The sequence below is a fragment of the Halorubrum sp. SS7 genome, from assembly GCF_005435055.1.
Taxonomy (GTDB): domain Archaea; phylum Halobacteriota; class Halobacteria; order Halobacteriales; family Haloferacaceae; genus Halorubrum; species Halorubrum salinarum.
The window spans coordinates 1-406 of sequence record NZ_SGXV01000358.1; the positions used below are offsets into that span (position 1 = coordinate 1).

General features: G+C 63.8%; 2 protein-coding genes. One reads left to right on the forward strand and one right to left on the reverse strand.

Annotated elements, in window-relative coordinates:
* The coding region (locus EXE44_RS18370; protein ID WP_199241284.1) for a thioesterase family protein at positions 1-205 on the reverse strand (205 nt) is incomplete at its 3' end.
* A 92-nt stretch (positions 206-297) separates the two neighbouring features.
* Between EXE44_RS18370 and EXE44_RS18375 the strand changes: the two genes are divergently transcribed.
* The coding region (locus EXE44_RS18375; RefSeq protein ID WP_137718074.1) for an Lrp/AsnC family transcriptional regulator at positions 298-406 on the forward strand (109 nt) is incomplete at its 3' end.

Here is a 406-nt window from a genome sequence, read left to right on the forward strand (position 1 = left end):
CGTCAGCGAGTTCGACGGGGGACCGGAAGTCGATCGATATCGACGCCAGCACGGTCGACGCCCGCGAGATGTCGACATCGAGCACGTCGCGGAAGTACCGCGTCCGCGCCTGTTCGATGTACGTCGCGTAGACGGCGTTGTTGACGTGGCCCATCGCGTCGATGTCGCGGAACCGCACGTCGATGTCCGCGGTGTACGTTCCCATATTCGACCCACTGACGGCGACCGTATGTAGGCGTCGGGATCGGAGCGGTGACTCGACAACGTATAAAAACGAGACGCGCCTACGACGAACGCATGGACAACGGCGCGATAGACGACGTCGACAGGGCGATCCTGTACGCGCTACAGGCGGACGCCCGAAACACGTCGTCCGGGGACATCGCGGAGCGGACCGGCAACTCGG